The sequence below is a fragment of the Bradyrhizobium sp. Rc3b genome (assembly GCF_900114915.1).
In the GTDB taxonomy this organism is placed as follows: domain Bacteria; phylum Pseudomonadota; class Alphaproteobacteria; order Rhizobiales; family Xanthobacteraceae; genus Bradyrhizobium.
The window spans coordinates 34,925-61,407 of record NZ_FOUS01000002.1; the positions used below are offsets into that span (position 1 = coordinate 34,925).

Genomic DNA, 26,483 nt, shown 5'->3' on the forward strand with positions numbered 1-26,483 from the left:
GGTCTCCGTCATCCGCTGTAGGTTGCCGCTACGATGATCGGCCCGAGGACCGTGAGCACCACGTTTCCGACCGCATAGGGCACGGCGACGCCGAGGACCGGCGTCTGGCTCTCGGCCACCTCGCACGCGCCGGTCACCGCGGCATCGACGGTCATGGCTCCCGCCAGTGCGCCGCAGGTCACGACCGGGTTCATGCGCAGCACATAGAAGGCAAACAGCGTCGCGACGATCAGCGGCACGAGCGTGATGACGAGACCCATGCCGACCAGAAGCAGCCCGTGGGCCTGGATCGCGGCCCAGGCTGCGGCACCGTTGCCGAGCCCGATCGCCGCGATGAAGCCGCCGAGTCCGAGATCGCTCAGGGTCTGTTGCGCCGCCGGCGGCAATGCGCCCATGGTCGGCTTGCGTGACCGCAGCCAGCCGCAGACGAGGCCCGCGATCAGCGCGCCGCCGCCACCGCCAAGCGTGAGCGCGACGCCGCCGATCCTGAAGCTGACGAGCCCCGCGAGCAGGCCGGCGGCGATGCCGGCGGCAAGAAAGGCGATGTCGGCGCGATCACCCGACCGCAGGATCTGGCCGATGGCCTTTGCTGCACGTTCGATATTGCGCGTGCTGCCGACAAGCGTCATGACGTCGCCGACATAGATCCGAGTGTCCGCGCTCAAGGGAACCTCGCGGCCCATGCGGGTGAGGGCGCGTAGAAAAACGCCCCGGGCGTCGGTGCCGACACGCGCCGCGATCTCCTGGATCGAGCGGCCGTGGAGATGGCGATTGTCCACGAGCACCTCCAGCACGTTGCCCGGGACGGCCTTCAAGATTTCGTCGGCGTCGATCTCGGTGCCGATGATCGGCTTGGCGGCGACGATGACCGCAGTGCGGCCGGCGATGACGATGTCGTCGCCGGCCTCGAGCACGGTCTCCAAACGTGGCTCGATGTCCGCGCCTTGGCGGACGATGCGCTCGACGACCGTGCGGCTGCCAAGTTCCTCCTCGATCGACTTGACGGTGCGCCCGGCGCCCGCGGTCACGCGATAGGCGCGGGCCTGGAACTTGCGATAAGAGAGATTTTCGGTTTTGGGCGGTTCGCCGCCGGCAAGCTCCGCCTCGAGCTTCTTTGCCTCAGCCTTCAGGTCTATCCGCATCAATTTCGGCGCGACGAAGGGGACGAACAGCAGCGTCAGGATATAGCCGAGCACGTAGGTCACCGCGTAGCCCGCCGCGATGTTCGCCTCCTGCTGGCTCAGCACATCCTTGGGCAGGCCGAGCTGGGCCAATGCGCCTGAGGCGGTCCCGATGACCGACGATTGCGTCAAGGCTCCGGCCGCGATCCCGGAGGCGGTGCCGGGATCGAGCCGGAAGCCGTGAGCAAACAACAGGACGACGACCAGTCCGGTGCCGCCCAGCACCAGCGCCATGGCGACCTGCGCGAGCGTGCGGACGCTCAAGGAGGCGAAGAACTCGGGCCCGGACCGGTAGCCGATGGTGAACACGAACAGGCTGAACAGGATGACGCGGAGCAGCGGCGGGAACGCAAAACTGCCGAGCTGTCCGAGCAGCACGGAAACGATCAGGATGCAGGCTGTGGTCCCGACGGCAAAGCCGCGGATCCGGACTCGGCCGAGGATCGTGCCGATGGCGACGGCCAGCAGCAGAAAGATTTCGGGAGCGGTGGAGATGATCCACCTGACGGTATCCATGTCGCATTTCCCCCGGCGCTTTGCCGAGATCTCAGTCGGGAAATCGCGGGCATTGCTTGATCCAGATCAAGCCCTGCGAGCGGCAAGGCACCGCCTATCGGATGATGCGGAATTCGCGACAGCCGGCATCATCAACATGAGCGCTCTCGACCTCGCGGCCGGCGCCATCCGCCGCGACGAAACCGTGGAGATCGTCCTGCTGCTCGCCTTCGTCGGCGGCTATATCGACGCCTATACCTGGATCGTCCACGGCGTCATGGCGAATGCCCAGACGGCTAACCTGATCTTCCTCTGGGTTTATGCGACGGCCGGCGATTGGACGAAGGCGTTTCACTTCGTGCCGCCGCTTCTCGCCTTTGCCGCCGGTATCGTGATTGCCGCATGGCTGCGCCGCGCTGCGGGCGAGCGGGCCAGCGCAATCAGCACCCTGCTCGAGATATTGCTGCTGATCGCGATCAGCATCCTGCACAACAGGCTGCCGGATCTGGCTGGAACGCTCGGCATCTCGTTCGTCGCCGCGATGCAGACCGCGATCTTCACCAGGGTCGAGGGCGTTGTTTGCAGCACGGTGATGATCACGGGCAACATGCGCCAGGCGATCGAGGCTGTCTTTTTGGCCGCCGCCGGAGACGCGCCGCTGGGGACGCTGCGTCGGTCGGGCATCTTCTTCGCCTTGTGCGCCGTGTTCGGCTTGGGCGCCGCGCTGGGCGCCTTCGCCACCAAGGCTATTCCGGACCTCGCGCTCGGCATTCCCGTGGTCGCGCTGTTGGTCGTCTTGCTGCGCTGCGAAGCGTCGCATCAGAGGGCGGTCCAATGAGTGCGCCGTCCGAACCTGGATGGATACGGTTCTTCCCGCCGGCCGGCTGGCTTGGCGCCTACCGGCGAGAGTGGTTTTCCTCCGACGCCGTCGCTGGCGTCACCCTGGCTGCTTACGCCATCCCGGTCTCGCTCGCCTATGCCGCGCTGGCCGGCCTGCCGCCTCAGATCGGCGTTTACGGCTATATGCTCGGCGGCATCGGCTATGCGTTGCTCGGTTCGTCCCGGCAACTTGCGATCGGGCCGACCTCGGCGATCTCCCTGATGATTGCAGGCACTGTCGGTGCGCTGGCCGGAGGCGATGCGACACGCTACGCGCAGATCGCAAGCCTTGCGGCCTTTGCAGTGGCGGTGCTGTGCTTCATCGCGTGGTTGTTCAAGCTGAGCGTGCTGGTCCGCCTCGTCAGCGACAGCATCCTGGTCGGCTTCAAGGCCGGTGCCGGGCTCACGATCATCATGAGCCAGCTGCCGAGCCTGCTCGGCGTTGCCGGCGGCGGCCACAATTTCTTCGACCGCGCCATCACGCTGGCCGGCCAGCTCGGGACCGTCAACCTGCTCGTGCTCGCCGTCGGCGCGGTCGCGCTGCTGCTCCTCCTGTTCGGTGAACGGCTGCTGCCGGGCAAACCGGTCGGCATCACCATCGTCGCGCTCGCGATCGGGACGGCGACGCTCCTCGGCCTGCCGGCTCTCGGCGTGCCCGTCACCGGGAAGATACCGGAAGGTCTGCCGGCCCTGGGCATTCCGACGCTCGGCCTGCTGGACTTCGACGATCTCTTCCCGCTCGCCGCAGGGTGTATCCTGCTGGCCTATATCGAGGGCGTTTCGGCCGCCCGCAGCTTCGCCGCCAAGCACGGCTATCCCCTCGACGTCCGGCAGGAGTTCCTGGGGCTGGGCGCCGCGAACCTCGTCGTCGCCTTCGGCCATGGCTATCCGGTTGCCGGCGGGCTGTCGCAATCGGCCGTCAATGACAGCGCCGGCGCACGGACGCCGCTCGCTTTGGTGATCTGCTCGGTGACGCTCGGGCTGTGCCTTCTGTTCTTCACGGGACTCTTGACCAACCTGCCCAAGGCCGTGCTTGCAGCCATCGTCTTTGCCGCCGTCTACAAGCTCGTCGACGTTCGCGCGCTGGTGCGGATGTGGCAGGTCAGCCGGATCGACTTCTACGCCGCAACGATTGCGCTGGTCTCCGTGCTATTGCTCGGAATCCTGCAAGGCGTACTCCTGGCGTCGATCGCTTCGATCCTTTTGCTGCTGGCCCGGGCCTCGCGGCCAAACGTCGCGTTCCTCGGCCGCTTGCCCGGCAGCGGCCGTTATTCGGACAGTTCAAGGCACGCGGACGTCGAGCCCTTGATCGGCGTCATCGCGTTCCGGCCCGAAGCCTCGCTGCTCTACATCAACGCCGAGACGATCCTCGAAACCGTCCTGATCGCGCTTCGGCGCGCGCCCGAGATCCGGCTGGTGGTCTGCGACCTCTCGGCCTCGCCCTATATCGATCTCGCCGGCGCGGGCATGCTGCACGACCTCTACGACGAGCTCGCCGCGCGAAAGGTCATTTTCTCCATCGTCGGCGCGCACGCGCAGCTCCGCGATCTCTTGCGGGCGGAAGGGCTGGCGGAGAGGACGGATAGCAGCCAGTGGCTGCGATCGCTCGATAGCGTTCTCGGCGACGAGCAGGCCGTGACGGCGCAGCGGACGGCCTGAGCGGGTGTGTTGCAATGCGAATGACCGCTGCGGCCGACGGTCTCGCCAGAATGCGTCCGACCGTTGACTTGGATCAATGGAGCCAGCGGCGCCGAACTCACGATCACGCTCAGCTTCGCCCCAACTGGCATCAAATGACCATCGAGTGACCATCAAGGCACCGTCGAGGATCGGGAGAGACACATGTCCAAGGACACCAAGCCGGCGCAAAAGCGGATCGATCAGTTCTTTTCCGGGCCGGGCGCGCGGGCGGATGACTGGCGCGACCTCGTGGAGGCCGCGAAGGCGTGGGCTCGCGTCGGCAATCGGGCGGTCTACGATGCGGCACTGGCCGAGCTCTCGGTGACGGAGGAGTTCTACGGCTATCCCGGACTGCAGCTGATGGCGGCACTGCGGGAAGCGGCCTCCGCGGGCGATGGGGCAACGACGCTCGCCCTTGCGACGCGGATTACCCAGGCCCTGACGACACGATCCTTCCGCCAGCATGCCGGCGACTGGAGCGCGAAGGATGATGGTAATGGCGACGCGCCCGAGCTGGTGCCACCGACGTTCGGTGCGCATACGGCACGCCGGCCCTATTTCGAAACCCTGATCGTGACTGGCGTATCATCAAGTCAGTGGCCGGCGCTCGCCGCCGAATGGCGCAAGTTGCGGCGCCCAATCGATGGCTTCATCTATGAGCCTGTCATCGTCGGCAGCCTGGAAGATGCATTCTGCGCGACCATGCTCAATCCCAATATCGCGGCCGTCATCATCAACGAAGGCTTCGGGCTGCGCTCGCGCCACAATGCACCCGTGCTGCGCTCGATCACGGCTTCGGCCGGCCTCAACGACGAGTCCGACGCCTCTGCGCTCCGGCTCGCCCAGATCATCAAGCGCGTCCGTCCCGAGCTCGACCTCTACATGATCTCGAACCGCGACGTCGAGGAGTTGGCTGGAAACCCTGAAGCCAACGTCGTTCGCCGCATCTTCTACTCCGTCGAGGAGCTTCTCGAGCTGCATCTGTCCATCCTCGAAGGCATTCAGGATCGCTACGACACCCCGTTCTTCGACAATCTGAAGAAATATGCGCAGCGTCCGATCGGCACGTTCCATGCTTTGCCGATCGCCCGTGGAAAGTCGATCTTCAAGTCCGACTGGATCCGCGACATGGGCGAATTCTACGGGCCGAACCTGTTCCTGGCCGAGAGCAGCGCCACCACGGGCGGCCTCGACAGCATGCTGGAGCCGACCGGCAACATCAAGAAGGCGCAGGAGAAAGCGGCGAGGGCGCTCGGCGCTGACCGCGTCTTCTTCGTCACCAACGGCACGTCGACATCGAACAAGATGGCGGTGCAGGCGCTGCTCGCGCCGGGCGACATCGCGATCGTCGATCGCAACTGCCACAAGTCGCACCACTATGGAATGGTTCTGGCGGGTGCGCAGCCGCTTTATGTCGAAGCCTTCCCGATGACGGAATACTCGATGTACGGCGCGGTGCCGCTGAAGACGATCAAACAGGCGCTGCTCGGCGCCAGGGCCGACGGCCGGCTCGACCGCGTCAAGATGATCGACCTCACCAACTGCACCTTCGACGGCCACATCTACAACACCCGCCGGGTGATGGAGGAATGTCTCGCTCTCAAGCCGGACCTGATCTTCCTCTGGGACGAGGCCTGGTTCGGCTTCGCGCGTTTCTCGCCGTTCCTGCGCCGCCGCACCGCCATGGGGGCGGCCAACGAGATCGAGGCGTGGATGCACGACCCGAAGTCGGTCGCGGCCTATGAGAAGCAGCAGGCCGAGCTCGGCAAGAACCCGTCGGACGAGATGCTGCTCAAGACCCGGCTGATTCCCGATCCCAGGCAGATCCGCCTGCGCGTCTACCAGACCAACTCGACCCACAAGTCGATGTCGGCGATCCGGCAAGGCTCCATGCTCTCGGTCAAGGACGTCGAATTCCACACGGTCGAGCAGCAGTTCAAGGAGGCCGTGTTCACCCACGCTTCCACCAGCCCGAACCAGCAACTCATCGCCAGCCTCGATATCTCCAGGCGGCAGATGGAGCTGGAAGGTTACGGCCTCGTGGCCAATGCGATGGAGATCGCGCTTGCCATTCGCCAGGCGGTCAACAACAACCCGCTGATCTCGAAATATTTCCGCATCCTCGGCGCCGACACCATGGTGCCTGCCCAGTATCGCCAGAGCGGCTTTACCGATTATCTCGCCGCGGGCGTGAATTGGGTCAACACCCTCAAGAGCCTGGACGAAGACGAGTTCTGCCTCGATCCGACCCGTATGACATTGGTATGCGGCATGGCTGGTTATGACGGCACCCAGTTCAAGGGTATCCTCGCCAACGAGTATAACATCCAGGTCAACAAGACCTCGCGCAACTCGGTCCTGGTCCAGTCCAACATCAACAACACCCGCAGCGACGTCGCGCATCTCATCCGCGTCCTCGCCGAGATCGCGGGCGAGGTCGATCGCGGGTTGGCGCAGGGCGGCGTCAATGCGAAGAAGACCTTCGAGGCACGGGTCAAGAGCCTGATGACCGACGTACCTGATCTGCCCAACTTCTCGCATTTCCACCCGAGCTTCCGCGGCGATGCCGGCAGCAAGACCAATGAAGGCGACATTCGCAGCGGCTTTTACGCTGCCTACGACGTGGCGGGTTGCGAGCACATCCGCCTCAACGATCCCGAGATCGATCGCCGGCTCAAGTCGGGACCAGAGCTCGTCTCGGCCAATTTCGTGATCCCGTATCCGCCGGGCTTCCCGATCATGGTGCCCGGTCAGGTCATCACGCAGGAGACCATCGACTTCATGCGCAAGCTCGATGTGAAGGAGATCCATGGCTACGACGCCAAGGAAGGGCTGAAGCTCGTCCGCTCCGAAGCCTTGGCGAAGATCGGCAAGCCCAGGCCCGCCGCGACGCCGAAGTTGAAAGCGGCATCTTAGAGGGGATCGAACATGCAGGGCTTTTTCACGTTCCTGCAGCAGAATCCGTACCTGCTGCTGTTCTTCGTCGTCGGCCTCGCCGTCTATATCGGCCGGGCCAGCATCAAGGGGTATGGCCTCGGCATGGTTGCCGGCGCCATCGTGGTCGGCGCCGGCGTCTCGGTGTGGTCGTCGACCTACGGCGTGAAGCTCGAGCTGAACAATTTCGCCAAGAGCCTGTTCTACTATCTCTTCATGTATGGCGTCGGGTTGCGTGTCGGGCCGTCCTTCATCAACAGCCTGAAGGGCGACGGCCTGAAGTTCTGCATCCTGGCGGTGATATCGAGCGTCATCGGACTGGCGCTGGTGGTGATCGGCGCCAAGATGTTCTCTCTCCCGCCAGGCGCAGCCGGCGGCATGTTGGCGGGATCGCAGACCATGTCGGCGGCGATCGGCTCGGCCGAGCAGGCCGTCACGTCGGGCGTCGTCAAGCTGCCCGAGGGAATGAAGCCTGAGGATGCCTCAGGCATGATCGCGCTGTCCTACGGTATCACCTACATCTGGGGCACCGTCGGCATCATCCTGATCTGCAAATACCTGCCGCGCTGGTGGGGCGTCGACGCCAGGGCCGCCGCGAAGCAGTACGAGCGGGAATTCGGCGTCAAGGATCTCGAAGGCGGCGGCCTGACCGGCTATCGTCAGTTCGGTCTGCGGGCCTACCGGCTGGAGAACCCGGCGACGGTCGGTATGAGCATCGCGAAGTTCCGCGCGATAAATCCGGAATACCGGATCGTCAATGTCGGGCGGAACGGCGAGCCGCAAGGCGCGGATGCCGACCTCGTGCTGCAGAAGGGCGACATCGTCGCCCTCGGCGGCTCGACCGAGCACCTCACCGAGAAGATGGGCCTCATCGGTCCGGAGGTCTCGGATGCCAAGACGCTCGGCATTCCCATGGACCAGGCGGACATCCTCATCACCAACAAGGAGATGGTGGGGCGCACCTTCGAGTCCTTCCGTGACACCGCGATCGCCGGCCAGCTGCAGGTCACCAAGGTCGAGCGCGGCGGCGTGCAGATTCCGGCCGGTCTCAAGACCAAGCTGGAGCGGATGGACATCGTTTCCGTGGTCGGCTTGAAGTCTGCCGTCAACGAGCTCGGCGAGATGTGGGGCCGCATCGCCAGGTCCAACACCTCGACCGATCTGCTGACGCTGGCTGTCGGCATGATCATCGGCTTCCTGATCGGCAAGATCGAATTCCCGGCATTCGGCGCCAAGGTCGGCCTCGGCAACGCCGGCGGTCTGTTGCTGTCGGGTGTGATCGTGTCGTCGGTCGTGTCGCGTCTGCGCTTCTTCGGCAACACGCCGAACGCGGCGCGCAACGTGCTGGAGGATCTCGGCCTCGTGGTCTTCGTCGCCATCGTCGGCGTCAATGCCGGCGCGGGACTGCTGTCGCAGCTCACGGGTGCGGTTGCCTTGAAGATATTCCTGGTCGGCTTCATTGCGTGCACGATCCCGCCGTTCATCGTCTGGGCGATCGGCTACCACGTCTTCAAGATCAACCCGGCCGTACTGATGGGCGGCGTTGCCGGCGCGCGGTCGCACTCCGGCCCGGCCCGCGAGGCCGCGGTCGAGATCCAGAGCTCCGTGCCCTGGATCGGATTCCCGGTCGGTTATGCCGTCTCGGGCATCCTGCTCACCGTGTTCGGCTACTTCGCAATGATCCTTGCGCAATGATCAAGAGGGGGAAGAAAGTCATGAAGAAACTTGCCGTTGGCGTCGCCCTGGTTGCCTCGATTGCGGCCCTGACCGGTCTCAGCACGCCGTCGCGTGCCGAGACCGGCGAGGTCGCCGTCGTCTTCACCAAGGGCGGCTTCATCGTCGGTGTCGGGGGCGGTGAGGGCGTTCTGCTCCTCAGGGGCAAGAAATATCCCTTCACCGTCTCCGGCATGAGCGTCGGCCTCACCGTCGGGGCCTCGACCACGAAGTTCGTCGGTCGGGCGCTCAATCTGAAGGGGCCAGCATCCATCGAAGGCTCCTATGCGGTGGGAGGAGCGGGCGGAGCCGTGGCCGCAGGCGCCGGCGCCGTTCAGCTGCAGAACGCCAATGGCGTGATCCTTCAGCTCAGCGGTCCGAGGGTTGGCGCGGAAGTGTCGGCTGCCGTCGGCGGTGTCACGATCCGCCTGAAGTGATCCGGAGGGCAATCAGGGCAATCGGGCTGCCTCACCGGCAGCCCTTTTCGCGTCTCAATACCGCTCGGCGACGAAGTTCATCCCCTTCAGGCCGGCCTGGTCGTTGTAGCGGCCCTTCTCGGAGCGCTTCGGCAGCTTGATTTTGTCCTTCTTGATGCGCTTGTAGGGAATCGCGCCGAGGAGATGTGCGATGCAGTTCAGCCGCGCCTTGCGCTTGTCATCGGAGCGGATGATGTACCACGGCGCTTCCTTCGTACTGGTCTGCTTGAGCATCAGATCGCGAGCTCGCGAATAGTCGTACCAGCGCCGGTAGGACTCCAGGTCCATCGGGCTCAGCTTCCATTGCCGCACGGGATCATCGATCCGGGCGTGGAAGCGACGCTCCTGCTCGTCCATTCCGACCTCGAGCCAGATCTTGATCAGGATGATACCGCCGTCGATGACGTATCTCTCCATCTGCGGGCAGAGGGAGAGGAAGCGCTGGTGCTCGGCGGGCGTAGCAAAGCCCATGACATATTCGACGCCGGCGCGGTTGTACCAGCTCCGGTCGAAGATCACGATCTCGCCGCCCGCCGGAAACTGCTCCATGTAGCGCTGGAAGAAGAGCTGTGTCTTTTCGCGGTCCGACGGCGCCGGCAGCGCCACGACGCGGAACACGCGCGGGCTGACCTTCTCGGTGATCGCCTTGATCGTGCCGCCTTTGCCGGCAGCGTCACGGCCTTCGAACACGATGATCACCCGGAGCTTGTTCGCCCGCACGTAGTCCTGGAGGTGACAGAGCTCGACCTGGAGCTTTTCCAGCTCCTTCTCATAGTCCTTCCGCTTCATTCGCTCCGCGGGCGCATCCTTGGCCATGCCGGTCCTCTCGCTGCTGAGCTTGTCAATCGCCCCAGAACTAATCGTCCCAGGAGATGGTCACGCCGATATCGCCGGGCACGCCGCCCGGGAATTCGATGATCTGGTAGGCGATGCGATAGCCACGCGGCTTCAGATAATCGGTCCAGAGCTGGAAGATTTCCTTGGGGATGCCGGTCAGCGTGGTCTCCCAACCCTTTTCCATCTGGTTGATGGCGCGCCCCCTGTCGGTGCAAAGCGAGTTGGGGAAGCGATAGACCAGCACCTCCGTCAGGCCGTTTCGCACCGCACGCTGGATGATGGTCGAGGCGAGTTTGATCTTCTCCTCCTCGCTCTTGCCGGAGGGTTTGCTGAGCCGCTCGATCAGCGCGCGCTTCTCGGCTTCGACCGCTGCGGCGAGGCGGACATACTCCTCGGCTTTCTCGGCCTCCTTGAGGGCGGCTTCCTTCCGAATCTGGGCGGCGTTGGGGATGAGATCGTCGAGGCCGGGCATGGCTTGCGGCTCCTGATGGTTGTCCAATCAGCATCCAGGAAACGCTAGGGTCGGGCGGAGGGTGTTCCCTTGATTCAAATCAAGCAAACCGCGGCCTGCCGAACACAATATCGCACATGCGCATTTGATCGGGAGAGACGCTTTGAGCGACCAGCTTCATCCGATGGCTCCGCACCATTTGCCGTTTTATCTGGCGCCGGGGAGCGGGACCGATACGCTGATGGTTGTGATGGGGCTGTTCCTGATCGGCACCGTGCTCTGGGTCGGTACGCTCTATTGGAAGCTGCACAGCCTGCCCGAGCGGATGGCGCACAAATCACAAAAATTGCAGTTCGAGCTCGTCGCGGTGCTCGGCCTGATCTCGTTGTTCACGCACATGCATATTTTCTGGGTCGCCGGCCTCCTGCTCGCGTTGATCGATCTTCCCGATTTCGGCACCCCGCTGCGTAGCATCGCCGGGTCGGTCGAGAAGATTGCAGAGGCAGCGCCAGCCGCCGGTGGCGAAGAGATCCGGACGGAGGCCGCGATGCCTCCCGCACAGAAGCCGGAAGCCGCAAAGAAGGAGCACAGCCATGTTTGAGCTGATGTTCTGCTCGCTGCTGACGATCCTGCCGGACTATCTCTATCGCCGCTACGCCCAGGGCAAGCGTTTCGGCAAGGAGATCACCTTCTTCTCGGTCTGGTACGAGCTGCGCTGGGGCATCACCGGCTGCCTGATGCTTACGGTGTCGCTGATCACTATGATCTTCTACTTCCATCCTTCGACGTCATCGGCGACGCTCTATTTTCGCACCGTGCCGATCCTGCCCGAAGGCTCCGGCCGCGTTGCCGAGGTCAAGGTTGGCTTCAGCGCGCCGGTGAAGAAGGGCGACGTGCTGTTCACGCTCGACGACTCGAAGCAGCAGGCCGCGCTCGAAACCGCCAGGCGGAAGGTTGCGGAGGTCGATGCCGCCATGCAGACCGCGCAGGCCGACGTGGTCAAGGCCGAGGCGCAGATCGGGGAGGCGAAGGCGAACTATCAGCAGGCCAAGGACGAGCTCGAGGTCAAGACCGAGCTCCAGCGCCGCAATCCCGGCATCGTTCCGCAGCGTGATATCGACAAGCTCCAGGTTTTGGTCGATCAACGTCAGTCCGGGATCGATGCCGCGACCGCCGCGAAGCAATCCGTATCAATGCAGGTCTCCATCCTGCTGCCGGCGCAGAAGGCCAGCGCGGAGGCCGCGCTCGACCAGGCCCAGGTGGATATCGACAAGACCTTGGTCCGCGCCGGTGTCGATGGGCGCGTCGAGCAATTCCTGATCCGTCCCGGCGACGTCGTCAATCAACTCATGCGGCCTGCAGGCGTTCTCATCCCGGAGGGGGCCGGCCGCAAGATGCTGCAGGCCGGGTTCGGCCAGATCGAGGCACAGGTGATGAAAGAGGGCATGGTGGCGGAAGCGACCTGCATCTCCAGGCCATGGGTGATCATCCCCATGGTGATCACGACAGTCCAGGACTACATCGCGGCCGGACAATTCCGATCCGGGGAGCAATTGGTCGATCCGCAGAACGCCGTCCGCCCCGGCACCATCCTGGTGTTCCTGGAGCCGCTTTACAAAGGTGGCCTCGAAGGCGTGACGCCGGGCAGCAGCTGCGTCGTCAATGCCTATACCAGCAACCACGAGGAGATCTCGGCCAAGGGGACTTCGACCAGCAGGAAGATCGCCTTGCACGTGGTCGACGGTGTCGGCCTGGTGCACGCGCTGCTGCTGCGCATCCAGGCGCTGCTGCTGCCGATCCAGACGCTGGTGCTGAGCGGGCATTGAGCTGTGAAGCCGCCCCCGGGGCCTGTCGCAGCGGTGCAATTCCCGCTAGAATTTCCGCGACAGCAGTTGCTGGAGCTGCAAGGATGGAGCATGAGCGGGCGCACGTCCATCTCCAAGGTCAGGCCAGGGGCCGTGACGGCGCTATACTGTCTCGCGCTGCTTTTCGCCGTGTGCCTGTCCGCCGGGCGAGTTGGTGCAGTCGAGCGGAGTCTCCGCGGCGAGCTGAAGCGCGTCCTGGTATTGCATTCATTCGGCCGTGATTTTCGGCCGTGGAGCGAGTATGCGCGCGACATCAAGGCCAAGCTCGAACGGCAATCGCCCTGGCCACTCGATATACAGGAGCACGCGCTGCTCACCGCGCGCTTCAACAATCCCGGTCCTGAGGCACCTTTCGTCGACTATCTGCAATCGCTGTACCAGGGAGCGATGCCCGACATCGTGTTGAGCATCGGCGCGCCTGCGGCCCGGTTTGCGCAGAAATACCGCGGAAGATTATTCCCTGATGTGCCATTGATTCTCTCCGCGGTCGAGCATCGGCTGATCAATCGCGCCGATCTCAGCGACAACGACGTCGTCGTGGCGATCCGCAACGATTTCATGGTCGCGTTCCGCAACGTTCTCCAGATTTTGCCTGACACAAAGTCGATTGTGGTCGTGATCGGCGCCTCGCCGCTCGAGAAGTTCTGGGTGGAGGAGGTCAAGCGGGAACTGCAACCCTTGGGCGAGGAGGTCGAGCTGGTCTGGTACTCGGACTTGTCATTCGACGAAATCCTGAAGCGCGCTTCAAAGCTGCCGCCGCACACCGCGCTGTTCTGGGGGCTGATGTCGGTCGATGCGGCTGGGGTCGTCCACGAGAGCGACATCGCCTTGCGCAGCCTGTACGCGGCCGCGAATGCCCCGATCTTCTCCTACCAGGAGCCGTTCTTCGGTGACGGCACTGTCGGGGGACCGATGCATATGATCGCGGAAACGAGTTCCAGGACCGTCAGTGCGGCGATTGGCATTCTCGGCGGCGCGAAACCAGCGAGCATCAGTTACGAGCCGATCGGATTCGCCGCGCCGAGATATGATTGGCGCCAATTGCAGCATTGGGGCATCAGCGAGAGCCGTTTGCCTCCCGGCAGCGAAATCATGTTTCGCGAACAGAGCATCTGGGAGCGCTATCGTTGGCAGATGCTGCTGATCGCGTCCGTCATTCTGGTGCAGGCCGGCCTGATCAGCGGGATGCTGCATGAGCGCCGTCGGCGCCAGATCGCCGAAGTCGAGTCACGCCAGCGTCTGGCCGAGCTCGCTCACGCCAACCGCTATTCGGCCGTTGGCGAGTTGACCACGTCGATCGCCCATGAACTGAACCAGCCGCTCGGCTCCATCCTGACCAACGCCGAGACTGCGGAGCTGATGCTGAAGGCCGCTTCGCCCGACATCGACGAGATCCGGCAGATCCTCGCCGACATCCGGCGTGACGATCAGCGGGCCAGCGAAGTCATCCGCAGGCTACGCAGTATTCTGAAAAAGACGCCGTTCGAGGTCAAGGACATCGAGCTCAACGATATGGTCCGCGAAGCGATCGGCCTTGTGCGCGCCGTCGCCGATGGACGCCGGATCACATTGATCTACACGCCTGTCCTGGCCGACCTGCATGTCCGAGGCGATCCGATCCAGCTTCAGCAGGTCGTTCTCAACCTGATCATCAATGCGATGGATGCGATCTTCGACGCAGATCCCGGAAAACGCCAGGTCAGCGTCTCGACCCTGCGCGTCGGCAACGAAGCGGAGATCCGGGTCTCCGATACTGGTCCCGGGATTGCCGCTTCCGACCTTGCGAACGTGTTCAATCCGTTCTTCACGACCAAGCCCCAGGGTATGGGCATGGGGCTCGCGATCGCCAAAACCATCATCGAGGCCCATCACGGCACGATCTCTGCCGAAAACCAGGCCGCGGGCGGCGCGCTCTTCACGATCCGTCTTCCGATCCTTCACTGATCGCCGGTGTCTTGATTTTGATCAAGCTCACGGGATCGGCGAAGCCGTTTCCTTCTCGCAATTGCGCGATGACCGGGATGGGGGCGCATGTGGGGAGTGTCGGTGGCCATGAGACGCCGTGAGTTCATGTCGCTGGTTGGTGCCGCGGCGGCGTTCCCGGTCTTGGCGCGGGCCCAGGACAGAGCGCCGTTCGTGGGCGTGCTGACCGGCAATGTCGCCGGCGATCCCGGCGCGCAGATGCGCGTCGATGCCTTTCAGCAGGGGCTCACCGATCGTGGCTGGATCGCCAACCAGAACTATCGCCTGGAGGTGCGCTGGCCGGGTCCCAGTCCGGCACGCCAGCAATTGGAGGCGCTCGAGCTCATTGCCGCCGGGCCGGACGTACTGCTTTCGACCAGCACGGGCACGACCCGGACGCTGCGCGATGCCACGCAGCGAATTCCGATCGTCTTCGTCGGGCTCTCCGATCCCGTCGGGACCGGCCTCGTCGCCAATCTGGCGCGGCCGACCGGCAATCTCACCGGCTTCTCGCTCTATGAGCACTCGATGAGCGGGAAATGGCTCGGTCTGCTGAAGGATATGGTGCCGGGGATGAGCCACGCGGCGCTGCTGTTCAATCCGGAATCGTCGCCCTATGCGCCGTTCTATCTTCAGGCGGCGCACCAGATGGAAAACCGGCTCGGTCTCAAGGTCACCGGTGCCAGCGTCCGGAGTGGGGCCGAGATCGCGGCGGCCATCGAGAGCGCGACACGCGACGGCGGCGGCCTCGTCGTGCTCCCTGATGGCGGCTTCTTCGGGACCCAGAGCGCGATGACGATCGCACTGCTGGCGCAGCGCCGCGTGCCCGCGATCTTCGCGGTCCGCTTCTACGCGGTGAACGGTGGGCTGATGTCCTATGGCGCCGATCTCACCCAGCAATTTCGCGACGGCGCCGGCTACGTCGATCGCGTCCTGCGCGGCGCCGAGATTCGATCGCTTCCGGTGCAGTTCGCCACCAGGTTCGAGCTCGTCATCAACATGAAGACGGCCCATGCCCTCGGCCTGACGGTGCCGAGCCGGCTTCTGATGGACGCCGAACTGATCGAATGACGCATGGCTCTCGCGCTGCAGCAGCCACGAGGGCCTCGTTTCGTTGATCTCGATCAACAAACGTCTGCGTCCCGGCCCGATCGTCCCACGCTGGAAGTGCAAGGGAGGATGCAATGTTCCGCTGCGGCAAGACCCTGATGGCGCTTGCGGTCGTCATGGCGACATCGTTCGCCGCAACGGCGCAAACCAACACGACGCCTGCGGCCCCGTCTCCGCAAGCGCAGCCGGCTCCTCCGCCTGCGCCGACGGCCGAGCTTCTGAAGCCGGAGCAGCTCGAGGCCTTGGTGGCGCCGATCGCACTGTATCCAGACGAGCTCCTTGCCAATGTGCTTGCCGCCTCAACCTATCCGTTGGAGGTGGTGCAGGCCGACCGCTGGCTGAAGGAGCGCAAGACCCTGAAGGGCGATGCGCTGAAGACGGAGGTCGAGAAGCAGGCCTGGGACGACAGCATCAAGGCGCTGGCCAGCACCGCCGATGTCCTGACCATGATGAGCGATCAGCTCGACTGGACCAAGAAGCTCGGCGATGCCTTTCTCGCCCAGCAGCCTGACGTGATGGATGCGATCCAGCGCTTGCGCAACAAGGCCTATGACAACAAGAAGCTGGTCACGACCAAGCAGCAGAAGGTCAGTGTCCAGTCGCAGGAAGGCAAGCAGGTCGTTGTGATCCAGCAGGCCAATCCCGCGGAGATGTACGTGCCGTATTACGATCCGGCGACGGTCTATGGCAGCTGGCCCTATGCGGAGTATCCGCCGTATTATTGGGGCTACCCGTCCTATATCGGCGCCGGCGTGGTTGCGGCGGGCCTCGCTTTCGGCACGGCTTGGGCGATCGGGCGCTGGGGCAATTACTGGGGCGGCGGCTGCAATTGGGGCAACCGCAATGTCTACGTCAATCATCGCACCACCAACATCGGTAACGGCTGGCAGCATAATCCGGCGCATCGCGGTGGCGTGCGCTACAACAACAGCAACGTTCAGCAGCGTTTCGGCAACAACAACCTGAAGGCCGGCGTGTCGGACCGGATGGATTTCCGCGGCCGTGACGGCAACCAGGTGCTGCGTCCCAACCAAGGTGCTGGAGACCGGGCCGGCGATCGCGCCGGTGACCGTGCTGGTGATCGTGGTGGTCCCGGTGATCGCGCAGGCGATCGTGCGGGTGATCGTGCGGGCAACCGCGGCGATCGGCCCGGCGGGGGCGATCGCGCTGGAGCCGCGGATCGTGCCAAGGGCGGTGGTGACCGCGCCAAGGCTGCAAACAAGGGCGGCGGAGATCGCGCCAAGGCCGCCAACCGCGCCGGCGGCGGTGCGGCAGCCAACCGTGGTGGCGGCAATCGCGGCGGTGCCATGAACGTCTCCTCCGGCCGCTCGGCCGCGGCGGCGTCCGCGCGCGGACGATCCAGCATGGCAAGCATGCCGCGCGGTGGCGGCGGCGGACCGAGCATGGCCGGCCGCGGCGGCGGTGGCGGAATGGCAATGCGGGGCGGTGGCGGCGGTGGATTCCGCGGAGGCGGCGGTGGCGGCTTCCGTGGTGGCGGCGGCGGTGGCCGACGCTCCGACATCGCGTTGAAGCATGACATCGTCCTGCTCGGTCATCTCGCGAACGGCCTCGGCTATTATCGCTTCAGCTACATCGGCAACGACAAGGCCTATGTCGGCGTCATGGCGCAGGAGGTCGAACAGGTGATGCCTGCCGCCGTGACCCGCGGCAGCGATGGATATCTGCGGGTTCGCTACGAAAAACTCGGACTGACATTCCGCAGCTATGGTGACTGGCTCGCCGGCGGCGCGAAGATTCCTGCGGAGGTGACGCCATGACCGGCTTGAAATCATTCCGTCGCGCGATGTTGCCGGGACTCGTGGCGCTGGCGCTGCTCGGCTCAGCATCGCAGGCGCAGCAATCCTTCAAGACGCCGGAAGATGCAGCGGCCGCGCTTGCCGCCGCGGTCAAGAACGGACCAGACGATATCCTGAAAGTGCTGGGCCGCGCCGCAGACGACATCGTCTCGTCCGGCGACGAGATCGCCGACAACGACATCCGCCAGCGCTTCACGTCGATGTATGACGCCAAGCACGGCATCAAGGCGGAGGGCAACAAGACGGCGACCCTGATGCTGGGGCCCGATGACTTCCCGTTCCCGATTCCGCTGGTCAATACCAAGGCCGGCTGGGAGTTCGACACCGACGAGGGACGCATCGAGGTGCTGCGCCGTCGCATCGGCCGTAACGAGCTCGACGCGATCCAGACCGCGCTCGCCTTTGTCGACGCGCAGAACGAATACGCCGACAAGGACCGCGGTGAGGGCGCCGGCGTCTATGCGCAGCGCATCGTCTCATCGCCCGGCAAGAAGGACGGCTTGTTCTGGCGCGACGACAGCGACCCGAGCCCGCTTGGCGCGCTGGCGGCCGAGGCCTCGAAGGAGGGCTATCGCGCGGGCGACGTCGGACCTGCGCCCTATCACGGCTACTATTTCCGCATCCTCAAGGGGCAGGGGCGCGATGCGCCCGGCGGCGCGCTCGACTATGTGGTCAAGGGCAAGATGATTGGTGGTTTCGCCCTGATCGCGTGGCCCGCGGAGTACGGCAATTCGGGCATCATGACCTTCCTGGTCAATCACGCCGGCACCGTCTACCAGAAGGATCTCGGCAAGCGCACGGCGTTTGTCGCCGAGCGCACCACGCTGTTCGATCCCGATGAGACTTGGAAGAAGGTCGATGCCGCAAAACCCTGAATGGCGCATGTCCATGCGCCGGCGCAGGCTCGGCCTGATAGCGTTCCTCCTGTTGGCAATCGGACTGACCATGCCGGCGACGCCAGCCTTGGCGCAGGCGTCCGGTCACGTCAGAGCCAAGATCGTCAAGGCCGGCCTTCTGGTCGGCGGCGGCGCCGGAAATGGCGTGCTGACCTATCGTGGCAAGTCCTATCCGTTCAGGATCAGCGGCCTGAGTTTCGGCATCACGGTCGGCGCGACAGTCGGCCGGCTCGATGGCTGGGCCTCCGGGATCCGCGAGGTCGGCGACTTTGCCGGCACCTACAGTTCGGTCGGCGGTGGCTTTGCTCTGGTCGGCGGCGTCAGCGGCGCCCACCTCCGCAACGAAAAGGGCGTGACGATCGTGCTGCAGGGCCCCAAGGCGGGACTCGAGCTGGCGGCCAATATCAGTCAGATCACGATCTCTCTGCGATAGGACGACAATCGAGGAAGCCGGTTCTGCCGCAGCAACATCGTGGTAGCGGCGGCTCACAATCTGTTGAGGCATGGGACCATGTTCTCTGATGCTTGATCGTCCTTGGTCTCCCTCGATGACCAGTGACCGGACGCACGTTGTGGCGCCAGTTGGCAGCTCTACTGCGCAGTTGGCGCCTGTGCTTAGATATGAATCGCATGCCCTAGCGACTTCAGCGCAGCTTCGTGAAAGGCTTCGCTTTGGGTTGGATGCGCATGGATGGTCATGGCGATATCCTCCAGCCGCGCGCCCATCTCCAGCGCAAGTGTGAAGGCTGCCGAAAGCTCGGCGATGCCGGCGCCGACGCCCTGGATACCCAACAGGAGGTGGTTGTCGGCTCGCACGACCGTCCGGATGAAGCCGTCTTCCCGATCCAGCGTCAATGCGCGGCCGTTGGCCTTGAACGGGAAGAGGTCCGTCTTGACGTCGAATCCCCTGCTGCTCGCCTCGTTGGGTGACAGGCCGACCGTGACGAGCTCGGGGTCAGTGAAGCAGATCGCCGGGATCGAAACCCGGTCCCAGGCGCGACGGCGGCCGGCAACGATCTCGGCTACCATCTCGCCTTGCGCCATGGCGCGATGCGCCAGCATCGGCTCTCCCGTGACGTCTCCGATCGCGCAGATGCCATGCATCGAGGTGCGACATCGGTCGTCAATTCGAATGAATGGTCCGTCCATATCGAGATCGAGCTGCTCGAGGCCAAAGCCACTCGTCACGGGTCTGCGGCCGACCGTAACAAGAATCTTGTCGGCTGCGAGCGAAGCCTGCTCACCATTGGCGGTCTCGATCGCCAGCGCCGTGCCATTGGCTTCGAGTGCTTTCACCCTTGCGTCGGTCAGAACCGTGGCGCCGAGCGCAGTCAGGCGCCTTGCGACGGGCTCGCTCAAATCGCGATCATATTGCGGGAGAATGCGTGGCGCGGCCTCGACGACCGTGACGGCCGTGCCGATTTTCGCGAATGCAGTACCGAGCTCGAGACCGATGTACCCGCCGCCGACCACGACAAGCGTCTTCGGGATTTCGGTGAGCGCTAATGCCTCGGTCGAAGAGATCACCCGCCCGCCGAAGGGGAGAAACGGCAGGGCGACCGGCTCGGAGCCTGCCGCAATCACCACCGTTTCGGCATGGATCACCTGCCGGCCGGATTGCGTTTCGACCTCGACGGTCTTGCCGTCGCGGAAGCGAGCGTAGCCGGCCACGAGCCTGACACCGGCCCTTCTCAAGAGACCAGCCACACCGCCGTTCAGACGTCGGACGATATTGTCCTTCCAGGCGATGGTCTTGGCGAAGTCGAGAGACGGCTTCGCGGTGGTGATGCCCAGTGCGCTCTCGCCCGCCGCGGCGCGCGCAATGGTTTCATACTCACCGGCCGCATGGATCAAGGCCTTGGAAGGAATGCAGCCGACATTGAGGCAGGTTCCACCCGGCTTCTCGGCCTCGACGATGATCGTATCGATGCCGAGCTGGCCGGCACGGATCGCGCAGGTGTAGCCGCCGGGGCCCGCGCCGATGACAAGGAGCTTGCAGGTGATTTCGGTCATCATCCTACCCGTCAATGAAGATCATGGCGGGTGTCTCCAATTGTGTCTTGATCCGCTGCACGAACTGGGCTGCATCGAACCCATCGATGACCCGGTGGTCGAAGCTGGACGACAGGTTCATCATCTGACGCGGCACGAAGGCGGCGCCATCCCAATGCGGACGGATCGCGATACGGTTGACGCCGATGATCGCGACCTCCGGATGATTGATGATGGGCGTCGTCGCGAGCCCGCCCAGCGCGCCGAGCGATGTGATGGTGATGGTCGAGCCGGTGAGCTCGTCGCGGGTGGCGCTGCCGTTCCGAGCCGCTTCCGCGAGCCGTGCCACCTCGGCGGCGCAACTCCAGAGGTCGCGCGCTTCCGCATGCCGGACGACGGGGACCACGAGGCCGGCCGGCGTTTGCGTGGCGATCCCGATATGAACGCCTGCGTGCTGGTGAACGATCCCGGCCTCGTCGTCGAAATGGGCATTGAGATGCTGTTGCTCGGCGATCGCGCGCACCATGGCGCGCATCAGGAACGGCAACATTGTCAGTTTGAGTCTACCCGGCTGCTTCTGGCTGTTGAGCTTCGCGCGCAAATCCTCGAGCGCGGTGACATCGACCTCTTCGACATAAGTGATGTGCGGAATGCGCGAGCTCGCAACGGACATCTTCTCGGCGATCTTGCGTCGCAAGCCGACGATCTTGATGTCGGTGACCGCGGTTTGCGTTGGATACGGCGTCGCCGTCGTTCCGGTGCGGCCGCGCGCGAGATGGGCGTCGAGATCATCATGGGTGATCCGCCCGGCGGGACCCGTGCCGCGGATCTGACGCAAGTCGACGCCTGCCTCCCGCGCGCGGAGCCGAACCGCGGGGGCGGCGAGAGGCCGATCGCCTGCGTGGTGGGGTGGCGCCGCAGAGGGCTGCGACTTCAGCATGTTGGGCGGCTCGCGCGCTATGCGCGGGGCGCTTGCGGCAACGTCAGGCTTTTTGGCCAAAGTGCTTGCCGTGGACGAGGCCGACTTCACTGCCTCCGCCGCTGGCGCGCTTTTGCCGTCTACCTCCAGCCGAACAAAGTCCGAGCCGATGGCGAGAACGTCGCCCACACTGCCGGCGAGCCAGATGACCCGTCCGTCCGTCGGCGAGGGAATCTCCACCGTCGCCTTGTCGGTCATGACGGCACCGAGCACGGCGTCTTCGCGCACGATATCGCCGACCTTCACGTGCCATTCCACCAGCTCTGCTTCCGCAATGCCTTCGCCGACGTCGGGCAGCCTGACCACGCGCTCGGCCATCTCAAGCCTCCAGCGTTTCGATCAATGCGCGGCCGACACGCGCAGGGCCCGGAAAGTAGTCCCATTCCTGCGCATGCGGGTAGGGCGTGTCCCATCCGGCGACACGCACGATCGGGGATTCCAGATGATAGAAGCATCGTGTCTGGACCAATGCGCAGAGCTCAGCACCGAAGCCAGAGGTGAGCGTCGCCTCGTGCACGATGACGCAGCGTCCGGTCTTCTTGACCGAGGCTTCGATGGTGTCGAGATCGAGAGGCAGCAGCGAGCGAAGATCGATGATCTCGGCATCGATGCCGGATTCGGTCGCGGCGGTCTCGGCGACGTGCACCATCGTCCCGTAGGCGAGGATGGTGACGGCCTCACCCGGCCTGCGGATCGCGGCGCTGCCGAGCGGAATTGCAAAATGTCCGTCGTCGACTTCGCCGAGATCATGCTTCGACCACGGCGTTACCGGCCGGTCGTGATGACCGTCGAATGGACCGTTATAGAGCCGCTTCGGTTCGAGGAAGATCACGGGATCGGGATCCTCGATCGCAGAGATCAGTAAGCCCTTGGCGTCGCGTGGGTTCGACGGCACGACCGTCTTGATACCGCAGACATGCGTGAACAGAGCTTCCGGGCTCTGGCTGTGTGTCTGGCCGCCAAAAATGCCGCCGCCGGTCGGCATGCGCACCACGAGCGGGCAGGTGAATTGACCGTTGGAGCGATAGCGCAACCGCGCAGCCTCGGAGACGATCTGGTCGTAAGCCGGATACATGTAGTCGGCGAACTGTATTTCGACACAGGGTTTCAGGCCGTAAGCCGCCATGCCCACTGCGATGCCGACGATACCGAGCTCGCTGATCGGGGTATCGAAGCAACGGCTCGTTCCGTATTTCGCTTGCAGGCCCTGGCTGGCGCGAAACACGCCCCCGAAATAGCCGACGTCCTCGCCGAACACGACGACGTCGTCATCGCGCGACATCATCACATCCATGGCCTCGCGAATCGCCTCGATCATGGTTTTGCGCGGCATCGCTCAGACTCCCGCTTCCTGGCGTTGCCGTCGCAGGTGCGGCGGCATCTCCGAGAACACGCCTTCGAACATGTCACGCGCCGAGGCATGCTGAGGTGAATGCAGCGTGCCGTAGCCCTCGGCCTCCTTCTGCGCCGCGATCACTGTGTCCATGATCTCCGCCTCGGCCTGCTTGTGCCGTTCCTCCGACCAGGCCCCGCGCACGATCAAATGATTTTTCAGTCTGATCACGGGATCTCCGAGGGGCCACGCTTCGGACTCCGTCTTCGGCCGATAGCCCGCGGGATCGTCCGAGGTGGAGTGGGCGCCGACGCGATAGGTCACGTGCTCGATCAGGGTCGGGCCAAGATTGCGGCGTGCACGCTCGCACGCCCATTTCGCAACCGCGTGGACGGCGAGGTAGTCGTTGCCGTCGACGCGTAGAGCCGGAATGCCGAAGCCGAGGCCGCGCGCCGCGAACGTGCCGGAGCCACCTCGCGCGATGCCCTGGAAGGTCGAGATGGCCCATTGATTGTTGACGATGTTGAGTACGACCGGCGCGCGATAGGTCGAAGCGAACACGAGGGCCGCGTGGAAGTCGGATTCGGCCGTTGCGCCATCGCCGATCCAGGCGACCGCGATCTTCGTGTCGTTCTTGATTGCCGAGGCCATCGCCCAGCCGACCGCCTGAATGTATTGGGTGGCAAGATTTCCCGAGATCGTGAAGAAGCCGTGCTCCCTTGAGGAATACATCACGGGCAGCTGGCGCCCCTTCAGGGGATCGTGTGTGTTGGAATAGATCTGGCAGGCCATCTCGACCAGGGAGTAGCCGCCGGCGATCAAAAGCCCGGCCTGGCGATAGGTCGGAAAATTCATGTCCCCCGGATTGAGCGCCTTGCGGAAGGCGCAGCTCACGGCCTCTTCGCCCATGTGCTGCATATAGAACGAGGTCTTGCCCTGACGCTGCGCCATCTGCATGCGCGCATCGAACGCACGCAGCGTCATCATGTGACGCAGGCCCTCGAGCAGTTCGTTGTCGGAGAGCGCACCTGCCCAGGGACCGACGGCCTCGCCGTCGCGATTGAGCACGCGGATAACCGAGAAGGCGAGATCACGAATCGTCTCGGCATCCACGTCGACGTCGGGACGATTGACATGGCCTGCGCGCGGAATGCGGATGTTGGAGAAATCGGGCGTGCCACCCGGGCGAACCGCGGGCTCCGGCACGTGCAGCCTCAGTGGCGGATGCTCGGCGGATGGAGCCGCGCCGTCTTGCGGGATCATGTCACGGATGAGGTTGGGGTCGGGCATTGGCTTTCACCTCTCACCTCGATTGCATCGACGCAGAATAACGCACCAACGCGCCGAACGAGCCGGTCGATGACGTCGCGGTCATTGATGTCTATGGAAGCCGAGATGCGGCAGGCATTCGCATCCGCCCGCGCACTGAGAGCAGCAAGCGGCAGCCCTGCGACACGGGTCTGGTCGAGCAGGCGGCCGAGTGCGGCGTGCATATTGCTGGTCTGCAGTTCGAGAACAAACACCGCATGCGTCTCATTTTGGTAAGCACATCGTACTGGCAAAAGCCAGGATTGTCGTTCTTTTGAACTGGGTATAGTCTACAAATGCGGTAAGAATTTTCCAAATATGAATAGCAAAGCGAGAATAGGATTCTTGGTATGGCATCGACCGGACGTGCCAGAGGACCCGTCAAAGCTCCGCGCAAGGATGCACTTCGGCTCGACGAGGTCGACCGCAAGATCCTGCGTGCCTTGCAGCAGGATGCGCGCCTGACGACGGCGCAACTCGCCGACAGAATCGGGCTCTCCACCACGCCATGCTGGAACAGGCTGAAGCGTTTGGAGACGCAGGGCTATATCGATGGCTACGTCGCGCTGCTCAATCAGGACAAGCTTGGCCTGCCCGAAACGGTCATCATAGAGCTGACGCTCGACCGCCACGACGAGGAGATGCTCGAGCGCTTTGGCCAATTGCTTACGAATTTGCCGGAGGTGATCGAGGCCTATCTCACCACCGGCGATTACGATTACATCGTGAAGGTCGCGGTCGAAAGCACCGCCGGCTATGAACGCTTCCTGCGCGAAAAGCTCTATCGCATCCCTGGCATCCGCCACAGCCGGTCGTCGTTTGCGCTGCGCTGCCTGAAGAAGCTGACCTCGGTCCAGGTCTAGTAAGGGATCAGGCACTCCGTCGCGCCTAATCGCTTCTGACGTTGAGTCCCCCCATACCCCAAGTTGGGGCATGGGCCTCGCATTTGCTCCGGCGATGCTGGAAAGGCTTACCGCCCCGGCTCGGCGAACTCGTGCTTGCTCTCGTGCCCGCCGACGAAGACCAGGATGCCGGCGATCAAGGGCAGAATCGCGAGCACGAGCAGCCCTGTCGAGGTTTGCCCTGTCGCTTCCTTGACCCAGCCGATCAGATAAGGACCGCCAAAGCCGGCGAGATTGCCGATCGAGTTGATCAGTGCGATCGCGCCGGCCGCCGCCGTTCCCGAAAGCCAGGCTGTCGGCAGGGTCCAGAACACTCCAAAGCAGCAGAATACGCCGACAGCAGCCACCGTCAGCGCCACCATCGTCATGGTGGGATCGGTGAGATAGGAGGAAACGGCGAGCGCAATTGCGGTCAGGATCAGCGGCGCGCCGACATGCATCACGCGCTCACGGGTGGCATCCGAATGCCGCGCCCACAGGATCATCGCGATGGTGCCGAACAGATACGGGATCGCGGTGACGAAGCCGGTCTGGGCGTTGGTCAACCCGAACGCCTTGACGATCTGCGGCAGCCAGAACTGCATGCCGTAGAGAGCGCCGACGAAGCCGAAATAGATCGCGCTCAGCGCGATCACCTTTGGCGAGGACAGCGCTTCGCCGAGCGACAGGTGCTTGACCGCCTTCTTGGCCGCAACCTCAGAATCGAGCTTGGCCTTGAGCCAAGCCCTCTGTTCGACCGAGAGCCAATCCGCCTTCTCCGGCCGGTCGGTGAGATAGAACCAGGTGACGATGCCGAGCAGCACCGATGGAAGGCCCTCGATGATGAAGAGCCAATGCCAGCCCTTCAATCCCATGAGGCCGTCGAGCCCGAGCAGCAGGCCTGAGATCGGCGCGCCGATCACGGTGGACACGGGGACTGCGATGGCAAAAGCTGCGATGAAGCGGCCGCGGTACTCGGCCGGGTACCAATAGGTGAGATAGAGGATGATGCCCGGGAAGAAACCGGCCTCGGCGACCCCGAGCAGAAAGCGCAGAACATAGAAGCTGGTCTCGCCGCTGACCGTCGCCATCAGCGCCGAGATGATGCCCCAGGTCACCATGATACGGGCGATCCAGCGGCTGGCGCCGAACTTCTCCAGCGCGAGATTGCTCGGCACCTCGAAGATGAAATAGCCGATGAAGAAGATGCCGGCGCCCCAAGCGAACACCAGCGGCGAGAATTTCAGATCCGCATTCATGGTCAGCGCGGCAAAGCCGAGATTGACGCGGTCGAGATAGGAGAAGAAGTAGGCCAGCACCAGGAACGGGATCAAACGCCAAGAGATGGCGCGAATGGTCGAGGTCTCGATCTCCGACTTGGCGGCGCGGGCGGCACCGGCATAGGTGGTGGTCTGACTCATCGTAGTTTCCCCGTCTGTCCGCCAAGTCGACTTGGCTTCGTTATGATTGCTACGTGTGGATCTAATTCTCGGCGGAGTGCTGAAGCAATGCCGGCGTAGCACAGTAATTCTGAACGGGGTGTCAGTTTTTCTCACGGGCCGATGTCCGGATGACACTGCGGCCCTCGTTGGATCGTCGACGCCCGTCGGCATGACGGAAGTAATCCCGTGGGGTTTTCTGGCCCCAGGGGTAACGCCGGCAGATCAGAAAAACCAAACGGGGGGTCAGAAAAA

22 protein-coding genes are annotated in these 26,483 nt (G+C 63.9%); 13 read left to right on the plus strand and 9 right to left on the minus strand.

Annotated features, from left to right (window positions below; translation table 11 throughout):
* Positions 1–8: 8 nt before the first annotated feature.
* Entirely contained in the window at positions 9–1,697 is a 1,689-nt protein-coding gene (locus BM190_RS03650; RefSeq protein ID WP_018319930.1) for an aspartate:alanine exchanger family transporter, read from the minus strand.
* A 136-nt stretch (positions 1,698–1,833) separates the two neighbouring features.
* Here BM190_RS03650 and BM190_RS03655 point away from each other — a divergent pair, with 136 nt between their 5' ends.
* From BM190_RS03655 to BM190_RS03675, 5 genes are all read left to right on the plus strand, one after another.
* Positions 1,834–2,514, plus strand: a complete 681-nt coding sequence (locus BM190_RS03655; protein ID WP_092252985.1) for a YoaK family protein — start codon at positions 1,834–1,836, stop codon at positions 2,512–2,514.
* Entirely contained in the window at positions 2,511–4,214 is a 1,704-nt protein-coding gene (locus BM190_RS03660) for a SulP family inorganic anion transporter (protein WP_092252057.1), read from the plus strand. The genes BM190_RS03655 and BM190_RS03660 overlap by 4 nt, the downstream gene beginning before the upstream one ends.
* Positions 4,215–4,397: 183 nt before the next feature.
* On the plus strand, positions 4,398–7,151 hold the full coding sequence (locus BM190_RS03665) for a decarboxylase (RefSeq protein WP_092252059.1): 2,754 nt from the start codon (positions 4,398–4,400) through the stop codon (positions 7,149–7,151).
* Between the two features lie 12 nt (positions 7,152–7,163).
* Positions 7,164–8,864 carry an aspartate:alanine exchanger family transporter gene (locus BM190_RS03670; protein WP_092252061.1) on the plus strand — a complete coding sequence of 567 codons (1,701 nt, stop codon included), beginning with the start codon at positions 7,164–7,166 and terminating at the stop codon, positions 8,862–8,864.
* A gap of 20 nt (positions 8,865–8,884) precedes the next feature.
* Entirely contained in the window at positions 8,885–9,319 is a 435-nt protein-coding gene (locus tag BM190_RS03675; protein WP_026202281.1) for a hypothetical protein, read from the plus strand.
* Between the two features lie 54 nt (positions 9,320–9,373).
* Here BM190_RS03675 and ppk2 read toward each other — a convergent pair whose 3' ends face one another.
* Both ppk2 and BM190_RS03685 read right to left on the minus strand, forming a co-directional pair.
* A complete protein-coding gene (gene ppk2 / locus BM190_RS03680) occupies positions 9,374–10,174 on the minus strand; it encodes a polyphosphate kinase 2 (RefSeq protein WP_018319936.1) in 801 nt (266 codons plus the stop codon).
* 40 nt (positions 10,175–10,214) lie between these two features.
* Entirely contained in the window at positions 10,215–10,667 is a 453-nt protein-coding gene (locus tag BM190_RS03685; protein ID WP_018319937.1) for a hypothetical protein, read from the minus strand.
* Positions 10,668–10,830: 163 nt separating this feature from the next.
* On the opposite strand from BM190_RS03685, the gene BM190_RS03690 reads away from it, so the two are divergent.
* The 7 genes from BM190_RS03690 to BM190_RS03720 all read left to right on the plus strand — a co-directional run bounded on the left by BM190_RS03690 (position 10,831) and on the right by BM190_RS03720 (position 18,729).
* The gene (locus BM190_RS03690; RefSeq protein ID WP_092252987.1) at positions 10,831–11,247 is read left to right on the plus strand and encodes a hypothetical protein; all 417 of its coding nucleotides are present in this window, start codon (positions 10,831–10,833) and stop codon (positions 11,245–11,247) included.
* Entirely contained in the window at positions 11,240–12,472 is a 1,233-nt protein-coding gene (locus BM190_RS03695) for an HlyD family secretion protein (RefSeq protein WP_092252063.1), read from the plus strand. Before BM190_RS03690 ends, BM190_RS03695 begins: the two co-directional genes overlap by 8 nt.
* A 90-nt stretch (positions 12,473–12,562) precedes the next feature.
* A complete protein-coding gene (locus tag BM190_RS03700) occupies positions 12,563–14,455 on the plus strand; it encodes a sensor histidine kinase (RefSeq protein WP_092252989.1) in 1,893 nt (630 codons plus the stop codon).
* A gap of 108 nt (positions 14,456–14,563) precedes the next feature.
* The gene (locus tag BM190_RS03705; RefSeq protein WP_092252991.1) at positions 14,564–15,544 is read left to right on the plus strand and encodes an ABC transporter substrate-binding protein; all 981 of its coding nucleotides are present in this window, start codon (positions 14,564–14,566) and stop codon (positions 15,542–15,544) included.
* A 113-nt stretch (positions 15,545–15,657) separates the two neighbouring features.
* Positions 15,658–17,361 carry a DUF3300 domain-containing protein gene (locus BM190_RS03710; protein ID WP_092252065.1) on the plus strand — a complete coding sequence of 568 codons (1,704 nt, stop codon included), beginning with the start codon at positions 15,658–15,660 and terminating at the stop codon, positions 17,359–17,361.
* Entirely contained in the window at positions 17,358–18,275 is a 918-nt protein-coding gene (locus tag BM190_RS03715; RefSeq protein WP_092252067.1) for a DUF2950 domain-containing protein, read from the plus strand. The genes BM190_RS03710 and BM190_RS03715 overlap by 4 nt, the downstream gene beginning before the upstream one ends.
* A 7-nt stretch (positions 18,276–18,282) precedes the next feature.
* Positions 18,283–18,729 carry a hypothetical protein gene (locus BM190_RS03720; protein ID WP_244550579.1) on the plus strand — a complete coding sequence of 149 codons (447 nt, stop codon included), beginning with the start codon at positions 18,283–18,285 and terminating at the stop codon, positions 18,727–18,729.
* Positions 18,730–18,911: 182 nt separating this feature from the next.
* Here the strand turns inward: BM190_RS03720 and lpdA are convergent, their stop codons facing one another.
* The 5 genes from lpdA to BM190_RS39410 are packed head-to-tail and all read right to left on the minus strand — an operon-like array spanning position 18,912 to position 24,123.
* Positions 18,912–20,309: a dihydrolipoyl dehydrogenase gene (gene lpdA / locus BM190_RS03725; RefSeq protein ID WP_092252993.1), complete on the minus strand. Its 1,398-nt coding sequence runs from the start codon at positions 20,307–20,309 to the stop codon at positions 18,912–18,914.
* Positions 20,310–20,313: 4 nt separating this feature from the next.
* Positions 20,314–21,585 (minus strand): dihydrolipoamide acetyltransferase family protein, encoded by a 1,272-nt coding sequence (locus BM190_RS03730; protein ID WP_092252069.1) that lies wholly within the window; start codon positions 21,583–21,585, stop codon positions 20,314–20,316.
* 1 nt (position 21,586) lies between these two features.
* Positions 21,587–22,600, minus strand: a complete 1,014-nt coding sequence (locus BM190_RS03735; RefSeq protein WP_092252071.1) for an alpha-ketoacid dehydrogenase subunit beta — start codon at positions 22,598–22,600, stop codon at positions 21,587–21,589.
* Positions 22,601–22,603: 3 nt separating this feature from the next.
* Entirely contained in the window at positions 22,604–23,863 is a 1,260-nt protein-coding gene (locus BM190_RS03740) for a 3-methyl-2-oxobutanoate dehydrogenase (2-methylpropanoyl-transferring) subunit alpha (protein WP_092252995.1), read from the minus strand.
* Entirely contained in the window at positions 23,860–24,123 is a 264-nt protein-coding gene (locus tag BM190_RS39410; RefSeq protein WP_143109001.1) for a hypothetical protein, read from the minus strand. Before BM190_RS39410 ends, BM190_RS03740 begins: the two co-directional genes overlap by 4 nt.
* 135 nt (positions 24,124–24,258) lie before the next feature.
* On the opposite strand from BM190_RS39410, the gene BM190_RS03745 reads away from it, so the two are divergent.
* Positions 24,259–24,771: an Lrp/AsnC family transcriptional regulator gene (locus BM190_RS03745; RefSeq protein WP_092252073.1), complete on the plus strand. Its 513-nt coding sequence runs from the start codon at positions 24,259–24,261 to the stop codon at positions 24,769–24,771.
* A gap of 107 nt (positions 24,772–24,878) precedes the next feature.
* Here BM190_RS03745 and BM190_RS03750 read toward each other — a convergent pair whose 3' ends face one another.
* Entirely contained in the window at positions 24,879–26,210 is a 1,332-nt protein-coding gene (locus BM190_RS03750) for an MFS transporter (protein ID WP_092252075.1), read from the minus strand.
* Positions 26,211–26,483: the final 273 nt, after the last annotated feature.

Bases quoted from the DNA above. Each gene is read 5' to 3' on its own strand.
- BM190_RS03650 (WP_018319930.1), bottom strand. From the start codon at position 1,697: ATGGATACCGTCAGGTGGATCATCTCCACCGCTCCCGAAATCTTTCTG.
- BM190_RS03655 (WP_092252985.1), top strand. From the start codon at position 1,834: ATGAGCGCTCTCGACCTCGCGGCCGGCGCCATCCGCCGCGACGAAACC.
- BM190_RS03660 (WP_092252057.1), top strand. From the start codon at position 2,511: ATGAGTGCGCCGTCCGAACCTGGATGGATACGGTTCTTCCCGCCGGCC.
- BM190_RS03665 (WP_092252059.1), top strand. From the start codon at position 4,398: ATGTCCAAGGACACCAAGCCGGCGCAAAAGCGGATCGATCAGTTCTTT.
- BM190_RS03670 (WP_092252061.1), top strand. From the start codon at position 7,164: ATGCAGGGCTTTTTCACGTTCCTGCAGCAGAATCCGTACCTGCTGCTG.
- BM190_RS03675 (WP_026202281.1), top strand. From the start codon at position 8,885: ATGAAGAAACTTGCCGTTGGCGTCGCCCTGGTTGCCTCGATTGCGGCC.
- ppk2 (WP_018319936.1), bottom strand. From the start codon at position 10,174: ATGGCCAAGGATGCGCCCGCGGAGCGAATGAAGCGGAAGGACTATGAG.
- BM190_RS03685 (WP_018319937.1), bottom strand. From the start codon at position 10,667: ATGCCCGGCCTCGACGATCTCATCCCCAACGCCGCCCAGATTCGGAAG.
- BM190_RS03690 (WP_092252987.1), top strand. From the start codon at position 10,831: ATGGCTCCGCACCATTTGCCGTTTTATCTGGCGCCGGGGAGCGGGACC.
- BM190_RS03695 (WP_092252063.1), top strand. From the start codon at position 11,240: ATGTTTGAGCTGATGTTCTGCTCGCTGCTGACGATCCTGCCGGACTAT.
- BM190_RS03700 (WP_092252989.1), top strand. From the start codon at position 12,563: ATGAGCGGGCGCACGTCCATCTCCAAGGTCAGGCCAGGGGCCGTGACG.
- BM190_RS03705 (WP_092252991.1), top strand. From the start codon at position 14,564: ATGAGACGCCGTGAGTTCATGTCGCTGGTTGGTGCCGCGGCGGCGTTC.
- BM190_RS03710 (WP_092252065.1), top strand. From the start codon at position 15,658: ATGTTCCGCTGCGGCAAGACCCTGATGGCGCTTGCGGTCGTCATGGCG.
- BM190_RS03715 (WP_092252067.1), top strand. From the start codon at position 17,358: ATGACCGGCTTGAAATCATTCCGTCGCGCGATGTTGCCGGGACTCGTG.
- BM190_RS03720 (WP_244550579.1), top strand. From the start codon at position 18,283: ATGTCCATGCGCCGGCGCAGGCTCGGCCTGATAGCGTTCCTCCTGTTG.
- lpdA (WP_092252993.1), bottom strand. From the start codon at position 20,309: ATGACCGAAATCACCTGCAAGCTCCTTGTCATCGGCGCGGGCCCCGGC.
- BM190_RS03730 (WP_092252069.1), bottom strand. From the start codon at position 21,585: ATGGCCGAGCGCGTGGTCAGGCTGCCCGACGTCGGCGAAGGCATTGCG.
- BM190_RS03735 (WP_092252071.1), bottom strand. From the start codon at position 22,600: ATGCCGCGCAAAACCATGATCGAGGCGATTCGCGAGGCCATGGATGTG.
- BM190_RS03740 (WP_092252995.1), bottom strand. From the start codon at position 23,863: ATGATCCCGCAAGACGGCGCGGCTCCATCCGCCGAGCATCCGCCACTG.
- BM190_RS03745 (WP_092252073.1), top strand. From the start codon at position 24,259: ATGGCATCGACCGGACGTGCCAGAGGACCCGTCAAAGCTCCGCGCAAG.
- BM190_RS03750 (WP_092252075.1), bottom strand. From the start codon at position 26,210: ATGAGTCAGACCACCACCTATGCCGGTGCCGCCCGCGCCGCCAAGTCG.